General features: G+C 30.4%; 10 protein-coding genes. 3 read left to right on the top strand and 7 right to left on the bottom strand.

The genetic code is table 11. From position 1 onward, the window contains the following. Nucleotides 1–625: 625 nt before the first annotated feature. The 3 genes from perR to bcp form a co-directional block, all read right to left on the bottom strand. A complete protein-coding gene (perR, locus tag ACZ267_RS11220) occupies nt 626–1,078 on the bottom strand; it encodes a peroxide-responsive transcriptional repressor PerR (RefSeq protein ID WP_002452366.1) in 453 nt (150 codons plus the stop codon). Between the two features lie 94 nt (nt 1,079–1,172). Further along, complete coding sequence (locus ACZ267_RS11215) at nt 1,173–2,123, bottom strand: phosphoglycerate dehydrogenase (protein ID WP_002466115.1); 951 nt, start codon at nt 2,121–2,123, stop codon at nt 1,173–1,175. Between the two features lie 5 nt (nt 2,124–2,128). After that, nucleotides 2,129–2,584 carry a thioredoxin-dependent thiol peroxidase gene (bcp, locus tag ACZ267_RS11210; protein WP_002466137.1) on the bottom strand — a complete coding sequence of 152 codons (456 nt, stop codon included), beginning with the start codon at nt 2,582–2,584 and terminating at the stop codon, nt 2,129–2,131. A gap of 79 nt (nt 2,585–2,663) precedes the next feature. On the opposite strand from bcp, the gene ACZ267_RS11205 reads away from it, so the two are divergent. Both ACZ267_RS11205 and ACZ267_RS11200 read left to right on the top strand, forming a co-directional pair. Continuing rightward, complete coding sequence (locus tag ACZ267_RS11205) at nt 2,664–3,953, top strand: glutamate-1-semialdehyde 2,1-aminomutase (RefSeq protein WP_019235968.1); 1,290 nt, start codon at nt 2,664–2,666, stop codon at nt 3,951–3,953. Nucleotides 3,954–4,339: 386 nt separating this feature from the next. Beyond that, entirely contained in the window at nt 4,340–5,434 is a 1,095-nt protein-coding gene (locus tag ACZ267_RS11200) for an FUSC family protein (protein ID WP_002466118.1), read from the top strand. A gap of 89 nt (nt 5,435–5,523) precedes the next feature. Here the strand turns inward: ACZ267_RS11200 and ACZ267_RS11195 are convergent, their stop codons facing one another. The 3 genes from ACZ267_RS11195 to mutY all read right to left on the bottom strand — a co-directional run bounded on the left by ACZ267_RS11195 (nt 5,524) and on the right by mutY (nt 9,255). Further along, nucleotides 5,524–7,260, bottom strand: coding sequence for an ABC transporter ATP-binding protein (locus tag ACZ267_RS11195; RefSeq protein WP_002466149.1), 1,737 nt, complete (start codon nt 7,258–7,260; stop codon nt 5,524–5,526). 295 nt (nt 7,261–7,555) lie between these two features. Next, entirely contained in the window at nt 7,556–8,098 is a 543-nt protein-coding gene (ntdP, locus tag ACZ267_RS11190) for a nucleoside tri-diphosphate phosphatase (protein WP_002452360.1), read from the bottom strand. Nucleotides 8,099–8,211: 113 nt separating this feature from the next. Next, a complete protein-coding gene (gene mutY / locus ACZ267_RS11185) occupies nt 8,212–9,255 on the bottom strand; it encodes an A/G-specific adenine glycosylase (RefSeq protein WP_079449141.1) in 1,044 nt (347 codons plus the stop codon). 151 nt (nt 9,256–9,406) lie between these two features. Here mutY and ACZ267_RS11180 point away from each other — a divergent pair, with 151 nt between their 5' ends. Continuing rightward, nucleotides 9,407–10,384, top strand: coding sequence for a metal-dependent hydrolase (locus tag ACZ267_RS11180; RefSeq protein WP_002466098.1), 978 nt, complete (start codon nt 9,407–9,409; stop codon nt 10,382–10,384). 55 nt (nt 10,385–10,439) lie between these two features. Here ACZ267_RS11180 and ACZ267_RS11175 read toward each other — a convergent pair whose 3' ends face one another. Beyond that, a complete protein-coding gene (locus tag ACZ267_RS11175; RefSeq protein WP_002466145.1) occupies nt 10,440–11,300 on the bottom strand; it encodes a hypothetical protein in 861 nt (286 codons plus the stop codon). Nucleotides 11,301–11,302: the final 2 nt, after the last annotated feature.

Below are 11,302 nucleotides of genomic sequence, written 5' to 3'. Positions count from 1 at the left end.
AACTAAATTAATTATTGTAACTTTCGTTACATTATTGGAATTAACGTTGACATATTGTCATTCAGTTTTCAATGTTCGTTTTTTCGCTTACAATATCTTATTATATCGCGTTTGTTTTATGAAGTCAACAATAAATTTAAATTCTTTTTTAAGAACTTTGTTATTAATGACTCAACAAAATCTATAATATAATGTTTGAATTGAAAGTTCAATAGTCAAAATTACACTTTATCAACATTTACTTTAAAAAGTTAATGAAATCTTTTCAAATAGTTAATATCGTTTTGACGACTTTTATATATTACCAAGTAATTATATTAACGTCAACGCATTTCAACTATTTAATTTGTAAAAATTTACTCGAAGTATACCTTATTTTAATTTAAAGTGAACTATCATTTTTTAAAGTGTAATCCTCATCTCAAAATTGATCCCTATTTTACAATAACTCTTCTTTCGTATCTGACTTAAGTTTTCTAAGTACATGTTATATTTTTTTCATATAAAACATTTACATTACTTTTTTATTCTTTTAAATATATAAAAACCATGTTTGACTATTATGAGTCAAACATGGTTTTTAATTATTATTTACTATTGATTTATCTTTATGAGTATATGATGCCTATTCTTCTTTATCTTTGCATTCTTTACATATTCCATAAATTTCCATTCGATGATGTGTTACGTCAAATTCAGTAACATGTTGTGCTAGCTGTTCCACTTCGTCTAATTGTGGATAATGGAAGTCAACTATTTTACCGCATTTTTCACAAATAATATGGTAATGATTGTGAGTATTGAAATCAAATCGACTTGATGCATCACCGTATGTGAGCTCTTTTACAATGCCTATATCTTTGAATACTCTTAAATTATTATATATTGTCGCAACACTTATATTAGGAAAATCTGGTGAAAGTGCTTGATAAATTTCGTCGGCACTAGGATGTGTTTTTGAAGAAATCATGAATTTCAAGATTGCTTGTCTTTGAGGTGTTATACGTATACCAGCTTTTCTTAAAGACGCAATTGATTCTTCAAGTTCATGTTCTATTGATTCTAATTCCGCGCTCATTTTTTTCACCATCTTTCTAGTTAATAATGATTATTACTTAATACTAATATAACTGTTACAATTTACAAATGTCAATAAAACAGTTGTATTTTCATTAATATCCTTTTTCTAGATCCACTTCATTCTCAATTACGCTGCTATAATTGAGAAAATGTTCCAAGTTTTTAATAAATATTTTTGTAACGTCCTCATTAATACCTTGATCATTTCCTGTAATATGCGCAGTTATAGTTACGTTGTCTAGTTCATATAATGAGTTATCTGGTGTTAATGGCTCTTTTTCAAATACATCTAAGTAAGCATGTCTGATTTCATTATTGCTTAATGCTTCAATCAATGTATCTTCCTCAACTATTGTACCTCTACCGACATTAATAAACATTGTACTTGCTTTCATTTTTTCAAAGTCTTCATATTTTAATAAATGAATCGTTTCATTTGTTTCTGGTAAACTATTGATTACTATATCGCCTTTTTCTAATAAGTCACTTAGATATTCAATTTTGTGTACTTCATCAAACCATTTTTTCTGTTTGCCTGATTTACTTACACCTATAACCTTCATATCAAAAGCTTTCGCTAACTTTGCTGTTCGTTGTGCGATTGCTCCTGTGCCTAAAAACAATATGCAATCACCATTTAATCTTCTGCCTGTCATTTTCGAATCATATATCTTGTTTTGTTGATTAATATAAGACGTTCTCATTTTCTTATAATCATCTAAAATAAATGCAATGATGAATTCAGATAGTTGTTTTGCTTGTACTCCCCTACTATTAGTTAACGTAATATTGTGTTCCTTAATATATTTTAATGGTAAAGAATTAACACCAGTAGCATACCAAGCAATCCACTTAAGATTTGGGCAATCCTCTAACAATGTTTCATCTAGATTTCCATCATATCCAATTAAGATATCGAGTGATTGTCTGTCTTCATTTGGTATATTTTTAGCTTTCTTAATAAATTTAAATTCTACCTGCGGAAATGTTTCTTTTAATTTATCTTCTAACTCTCCTAATCTAAACAGACTAACTACTTTCATCAATATCACTCCAAAATGTTTTTTAGTTCTTCAATTTGGGTCTTAACTTTTACTTTTTCAATAACATCTTTAACTATGCCCTGCTCATCTATAACAAACGTTGTTCGAACTATGCCCATGCTTTCTTTACCGAATGATTTTTTCAATTGATATACACCGACTTCATTGGAAAGTTGATAGTCTTGATCTACGAGTAAATCAAAGTTAAGCTTATGTTTCTCTATAAAATTTTGATGCTTTTTCTTAGAATCACCACTCACACCATAGATATTCACATTCAAATCATTAAACATTTCGATATTATCTCGAAAATCACAAGCTTCTGTAGTACAAGTTGGTGTATTATCTCTAGGATAGAAATATAATATTGTCACTTGACCTTTTATCGTTTCATTAGTAATGCGTTCTCCATTTTGATTTTCTAATGAAAATTCTGGGAATTGATCACCTTTTTTTAACATTTAATCACCTGTTTCTTCATTATGTTAATTTTATGATACGATAATAAACGACAATATTAAATTAAAAGAGGTTGATAATATGAACTTTACTGAAAGTGAACGACTTCAGGAATTATCGAATGAATATATTTTAGGTGGCGTAAACTCTCCATCTCGTTCTTATAAAGCAGTTGGTGGTGGAGCACCAGTAGTAATGAAAGAAGGTAAAGGGGCTTATTTATATGATGTAGATGGCAACAAATTTATAGACTATTTACAAGCATATGGTCCTATCATTACTGGTCACGCGCATCCTCACATTACAAAAGCAATTCAAGAACAAGCTGCTAAAGGTGTATTATATGGAACACCTACTGAATTAGAAATTGAATTTAGTAAGAAATTGCGAGAGGCCATTCCTTCTCTTGAAAAAATTAGATTTGTAAACTCTGGTACTGAAGCTGTTATGACTACTATAAGAGTTGCACGTGCCTATACTAAACGTAATAAAATCATTAAATTTGCCGGTTCATATCATGGACATTCGGATTTAGTACTAGTTGCCGCTGGTAGTGGTCCTTCACAACTTGGCTCCCCTGATTCTGCAGGTGTCCCAGAAAGCGTTGCTAAAGAAGTGATTACTGTACCATTTAACGATATTGAATCATACAAAGAGGCAATTAATCACTGGGGTGACGACGTTGCTGCCGTTTTAGTAGAGCCTATAGTAGGTAACTTTGGTATGGTAATGCCAGAACCAGGATTTTTAGAAGAAGTTAATCGTATTACTCACGAAAACAATAGTTTAGTCATTTATGATGAAGTCATTACAGCGTTCAGATTTCATTATGGTGCTGCTCAAGACTTACTTGGTGTCATCCCTGATTTAACTGCTTTTGGTAAAATTGTAGGTGGTGGTTTACCAATCGGAGGTTATGGCGGCCGACAAGATATAATGGAACATGTAGCGCCACTTGGGCCAGCTTATCAAGCAGGTACTATGGCTGGTAACCCATTATCAATGAAAGCAGGTATTGCTTTACTTGAAGTTTTAGAACAAGACGGTGTTTATGAGAAATTAGATAAACTAGGGAAACGATTAGAAGACGGTCTATTACAATTAATTGAAAAACATCAAATCACCGCAACAATTAATCGTATATACGGTTCTCTCACATTGTACTTTACTGATGAAAAGATTACCCATTATGAACAAGTAGAGAATTCTGATGGTGAGGCTTTTGCAAAATTCTTTAAATTAATGCTTAATCAAGGTATTAATTTAGCTCCTTCTAAATTCGAAGCTTGGTTCTTAACTACAGAACATACTGAAGAAGACATTGATCAAACACTTAAAGCAGCTGATTATGCGTTTAGTCAAATGAAATAATTTTTGGTTATTCAAGCGGCTGTGATAAAAGAGTCCTTACCTATAATCCTGCTTTGGGGATGCCGTTAATTAATCCAAGACATAAACTTTGTCTTGGATTTTATTTATATAAAGCATTATAATTTCGGTTTGTTAGACTATGTCTAATTGAAAATAAATCACATTTTCTATTTATGAAATTTTATATTTATAGCATGTTAAGTATTGGCTACCTTACCTCTTATTATTAAACTACTCTATTTATTAAAATAAACGCCATAGTTAATGCAATTTAATTGTCATGAGTAATGCTCATATTCACTTGAAATTTATTGTCAGTCAGTGTATAACAATAATGAATACGAATTTATTATTATATTCAATAAAACTTAAAAGGAGCGCTATTTTTGAGACTTGGAGCTCGGATTTTAAAAACTGGTATAGCAATTATATTAGCTATGTCTATCGCTTCTTTACTACCTGATAATGTTGGTCTTAAATCATTAGCCGGCGTCAGTGCTGTTGTTGCAATGCAACCCAGTGTCTATAAGTCGATAAAAACAGTTTCAGACCAAGCTATAGGTAACATTATTGGTGCGTTATTGGCTGTCACTATGGTGACGATCTTTAGTGATAATTTCATTATTATGGGTGTCACAGTTATATTATTAATTGCAATTTTATTCAGATTTAACTTAGCCCATGTTGCTACATTAGCAAGTGTAACTGCATTAATCATTATGGGACAACATACAGGGTCTTTCTATGTTGCCGCTTTCTTTAGATTTGTTTTAGTGATGATTGGTGTACTAAGTTCTTCAATTGTGAACTTGTTATTCTTGCCCCCTAAATTCGAAACGAAAATCTATTATAATTCTGCTAACATTTCGTCTGATATATTTGTATGGTTTAAACTCGTATTAAATGATACATCCGAATTTCATAATATTAAACAAGATGGCGATCAACTCAATACTAGGATCAATAAACTAGAGCAGATTTATAATTTTTATCACGAAGAAAGACCACTATTTAAAAAGCATATCCACGCACAATATCGAAAGAAAATTTTATTCAAAGAAGTAGTAAGAACGACTAGATTAGCTTATGAAGTGTTAAATAGAATGTCACGTTATCAAAATGACTTACATCAACTAAATAATCAATTATTATTACAGATTAAATTAGAATTGGATTCACTTATTGCTTTCCATGAACAAATTTTAAAAAGTTTATCTAAAAAAGCAAAATATAATGTGGCTCAATTTCAATATGAAGTTGATAATCCACAAAAGAAAGATTTAATGGATGCCTTTCAAAATGAATTAATCCATAATCCATATCAAACGCTTTATTCCTATGCCAATATTATGCAAATCATCGCAGCTATTGAAGAGTATCGATATCATTTAGAACATTTAGATCGTTTACGTATTAGTTTCTTCACATATCACCGTTCAGATTCTGATATTGATATCGCTGATGAAGATTTTGATTTATAAACCTCAATGAATGTTAGCAATAAATATCCAATTCAAACAGAAAGAAGAGCTTAAGGCACTAAAATGCTTTAAGCTCTTCTTTGTCATATTTATAAATTTTGAATACTGTATAAGTGTTCATATGCACCTTTTTTATCGATTAATTCTTGATGAGTGCCCGTTTCGACAATTTGTCCATTTTGCATCACTACAATCTTATCTGCATGTGTGATTGTTGATAATCGGTGTGCCACGATTAAAGTAGTACGATCTTTACTTAACACATCAAGTGCTTCTTGAATAATCGCTTCACTTTCTAAATCTAATGCACTTGTTGCTTCGTCTAATATTAGTATTGGAGGATTATTTAAGAAAATTCGTGCTATTGATAGTCTTTGTTTTTGCCCACCTGATAATTTGACACCGCGTTCCCCTACTTCAGTGTCATATCCATCTTGTAAATTCATAATAAAATCATGAGCATTGGCCATTTTAGCCGCTTCAACAACTTCTTCATCTGTCGCATCAGGTCGACCTAATAAAATATTTTCTTTTACAGTGTCAGAAAATAATATATTATCTTGTTGAACTAAACCAATTTGATTTCTAAGGCTACCTGTTAAGAAGTCTTTAATATTATGTTGATCAACTAGTATTTCACCATCAGTAACGTCATAAAATCTTGGTATTAAATTGATTAAGGTAGATTTTCCTCCACCACTCATTCCTACAAAAGCAACTGTTTCTCCTTTATTTATTGTAAGATTAATATCTTTTAAAACTTCTTGTTCATTCTCATTATATTTGAAACTTACATGTTTTAATTCGATTTGACCTTGTTTAATCTCTATAGGTTGTGCACCTACACCGTTTTTAATGTCATAATCTTCATCAATTAATTGAAATACACGATCCATTGAAGCGAAACTTTGTGTAAGTGTAGTAAATGATGAAACTAAACGTCTTAAAGGTCCAAACAATTGTTCAAGATATCCAACAAATGCGGCTAAGGTACCTACTGTAATAGATCCACTAATAGCTAAATACGCACCTACACCAATTACTATTATTGGACCTATATCAGTTACAGTGTTAATTGCTGCAAATGAATATGCATTCCATCTTGTATGTTTGAAGGCTTTTTGTAAAAAGTTTTGATTTCGGTTATCAAAATTTTGTGCTTCATTGTCTTCAATAGCGAAGCTTTTGATAACAGACATACCTTGAACACGTTCATGTAAAAAACCTTGCACTTCTGCTAATGCTTGAGATCTAACTCTAGTTAACTTTCTTAATCTTCCAAAGAAGAAATATACAGTTAAAATATAAAATGGGAATATAAATATTGCTGCAAATGTTAATTTAACATCAAGGAAGAACATAATCGTTAAAGCAATAATAATTGTAATACAATCTAACCAAATGTTCATAAGACCTGTTAAGATAAAATCTTTAGTTTGTTCCACGTCATTAATTACTCGTGATATCACTTGTCCAACTTGATTGTTGGCATAAAATCGAGCACTTAATGCTTGTAAATGATTGTATAACTGTTTACGAATATCATATAAAATTTTATTACTTGTCCATTGTGCTAAATATTGTCTTATAAATTCAATTGGTGGCCTTACAATTAAAAAGATAAATAAAGCTATACCTATGGCAATTGCTAAATGTGAATATTTTTCACTAGCGCTTAGGGAGTGATTGTTAATAACACCATCAATCGCATATTTTATAAGTAATGGAATTAACATCGGTATACCGAATTTAATAATACCAACAATAATAGTAGCAATGATTCGATATTTGTATGGTTTTACAAATTCTAAATATCGTCTAATCATTTGTTGTAATCCCCCCACTTTTATTTGATTTTGATTTATTTAAAATGGAACAGAGGTTGGATACGGTAAATACTTTTTGAATAACAACTCATCGCAACTATCACTAATAATTAGAAAAATAGTTAATGAATGTTATTCTACGGTAATTTACTTACATATCTCAACCTCTGAATGATATGATTATCAAGTTTAGCTATGTTGATAGAGATTGGTTCATATCAAATTATCTTTTTAAATAATCCAATGCAACATGGAATAATATAAACCATCTCTATATGTTTTACATCTTATTTGCTTAATAATCTCTAATTTTCTTATATCGCTCTTTCCATACTTTAATAAAGTCTGGTGCGAACGGGCCTTTTTTCTGTTCAATCCATTGTTGTAAAATATCCACACTACGTCTCAATATAACATCTATATCATGAGGGTAGTTCATTTGATTCATATGTTGTTCATACTCATCTTCATCTAATAAATGATATTTACCATTAGGATAAACTTTAATATCAAGGTCATAGTCTATATATTTTAAAGCTTCCTCATCACATACAAACGGTGAAGACAAGTTACAATAGTAGTAAACGCCGTCTTCACGAAACATACAAATGACATTAAACCAGTATTCTGAATGAAAGTATACAATTGCTGGTTCTCTAGTAATCCATGTACGACCATCACTTTCTGTTACTAGTGTATGATCGTTACCACCGATAATTACATGATCAGTTCCTTTTAAAATAGTTGTTTCAGACCATACACGATGGATGTTACCATCATGCTTATAACTTTGAATCTTTATATCTTGTCCTTCTTTAGGTATGGATTCTTTTACCATACTCCACACCACCTTTATACTTTTTAACCATTTAGATTATATCATATTTATAAAGTACTTCTGAACTTTGATGCAATTAAATTTATGCTTTAAATTCATTTATTTTTCTATAGTTACCCTTCAATAAATTGATAAATCTTAGCCATAGGTACTGGAAAAGTAAATTGATCACGTTGTTCTAAATCGAACCATATCATATGATCAGGTAGAGATACTGATTCAATCTCAAGTTCCTCTGGTACACTATACACCTTAATATGCCATATTAAATGTGTGAATTGATGTTTTAATTTAAAAATAGGTTCAGATAAAGGCTCAATCTGGTGATTTAATTGCTTTGATATTTGGTCAATCGCATGGGCTGTTTCAAACATTGGAAATTCCCACATACCATTTAATAATCTTTCTTGTCTTTTTTCTAATAAATATTCACCATGACTATTACGAATTAGAAAAACACTTTGCTCAATCGTTTTCTTTTTAACAGTCTTAGTTTTAACTGGTAAATCTAATACAGTTCCTTTATCATATGCTTCACAATTTTCTTGTACTGGACAAAACATGCAAAGCGGATTTTTAGGTGTACAAATTAAAGCACCTAGTTCCATCATAGATTGGTTAAATGTACCAGCTTCTTCTTGTACATATGGTAGTAATTCTTGTTCATATGCTTTACGAGTAGATTGTAGTTTTATATCTCTACTGTCATTATTCAGTCTAGACCATACTCTAAATACATTGCCGTCAACGGTAGGGAGTGGATGGTCAAATGCAATACTCATAACCGCTGCTTGTGTATAGGGGCCAACGCCTTTTAAAGATTTAAAATGTTCAGGATCCGATGGCACAATACCTTGATAATCATGTTGAACTTCTTTAATCGCATGATGAAAGTTTCGCGCACGACTATAGTATCCTAACCCTTCCCAATATTTGAGTACTTCATCTTCATGTGCCTCACTTAAATCAGCAATAGTAGGGAAGCGTTGTATAAATCTATCATAATAATCAATAACTGTTTTAACTTGAGTTTGTTGCAACATGACTTCGCTTAACCATATATAATATGGATTCGTCGTTTCACGCCAAGGCATAGAGCGTTGATTTTGATTAAACCATTGCATTATATTATTTTTAAAATTGTCTTCTAAATACATATATTTCCCTTCCTACAACATTTATGATGTTTTAAATTAAGCACAATGGCTATTTTACATACATGTTATATAAAGTAATGTGAGTTGATTTTGTTATTCCAACTTTTAGATTATAATATATTATAAATTAAGACGAAATGAGTGAACATATATGGATACAGCCACGCATATCGTGATTGGTGTTGGTCTTACAGCACTTGCAACACAAGATCCTGCTATGTCTGATACATTTGCGGCAACCGCTACAACATTAATTGCAGGATCACTGATACCTGATGGAGATACAGTATTAAAACTAAAAGATAATTCAACTTATATTTCACACCATAGAGGTATTACACACTCTATACCATTTACAATCTTATGGCCTATTTTAATCACATTTTTAATTTTTGTCATATTTAACCATACGAACCCTTTACATGTATGGATGTGGGCTCAATTAGCTGTTTTCTTGCATGTATTTGTTGATATCTTTAATTCTTATGGTACACAAGCATTAAGACCTATTACAAATAAGTGGATTCAACTAGGTGTAATTAATACTTTCGATCCAATAATATTTATTATTTTATGTATTGGCGTGGCATTATGGACATTTGGTGTACATCCATACTTAGCCTTTTTCCCAATTATCGGGGTACTCATTATATACTACATTGTACGATTTAAAATGCAATCATTCTTAAGAAAACAAGCATTAAAGCAAATAAAACAAGAACATAATCCAGTTAAAGTTTTCGTTATTCCTACATTAAAATTCATGGAATGGCGTATAGCGATTCAAACAGATGAACATGATTATGTTGGTAGATCCTATGGTAGAAATATTGTTTTTAGTGATAAGGTCAAACGTCAACATTTATCAATTGATTCATTATTATGGAAAGTTAAAAACAATAAAGATATTAGAACATTTTTAAATTTCTCATCTATTTATCGTTGGCAAACAACACCATTAGAAGATGGTACTACTGAAATTAGATTAATGGACTTGAGATATTTAAATAACGATCATTACGCATTTGTTGCAATTGCCCATTTAACTCAACAAGATGAAATCGATCACTCTTACATTGGATGGGTATTTAGCGAAGATAAACTTCAACGTAAATTATTTGCCAAATAAAATAGCCAAGGCACTTGGATGACTTCAATCTCCAAGTCCTTGGCTATTTTTCTCGTTATTTCTTTTGATTAGTCTCTACTTTTTCATTTTTATTTATTTCATTTAAGCTTTCTTTCTCATCATTAGATTGAACTACTTTTTGTAATTTTATATTTTGATTTCTATATTTCGCATGAGCTACATAACGTGACAATGCAAAATTAATAATAGAAATGATCGCAATAAAACATACCATGTATAGGTGGTAAGGAATGTTTGCTACGCTCACATTTCCAAATAACACTGATTGCGCCAATCCATTAACCACATAATATAAAGGATTTAACATTAATAAATGTTCTACAAGTGACAAGTGTGTCTTTGGCATATAGATAATAGGTAATATAAAAAATTCTACTATACAAAAGATATAGAAATATTTATCAATTTTATAATTAAGAATTTTCAATAGACCAAATGTCACTGACAATAAACTTATAAGCACTATAGCAACAAATACAAAGTATAACGTAGCTATTAATGAACTTTCATAGTTTATAGGTTTCAATAATGCAATGATAGTCATTAGTATAAATATAACTACACTTCCAACTATAGCGGTAATTACAGTAGGTGTTACTGGTGTAATATGAAAAGATTTCGTAATTAAATAATCTTTAGCGTATAATCTATAACAACCGTATAAAGTGAGCATGATAAAGATAAATGCAAATAGTGTTAATAGTCTATATAACCAAATGCCATGGATAACTTCTGTAGCATTTGTAAATTTAAAAAATAGTTCTGCTATTAAAATAAACACTAAGCCAACTATAAAACTTAAAGTAAACCACTTCCATAAACTTTTAATCCTTTTTATGGTGTATGTTAAAAGATGTGGTAAGTTTTTAAAATATAATATTATATTATCGATCATGT

The sequence above is a fragment of the Staphylococcus sp. AC872 genome (assembly GCF_979255425.1).
This window is presented reverse-complemented; position numbering and strand designations above follow the sequence as displayed.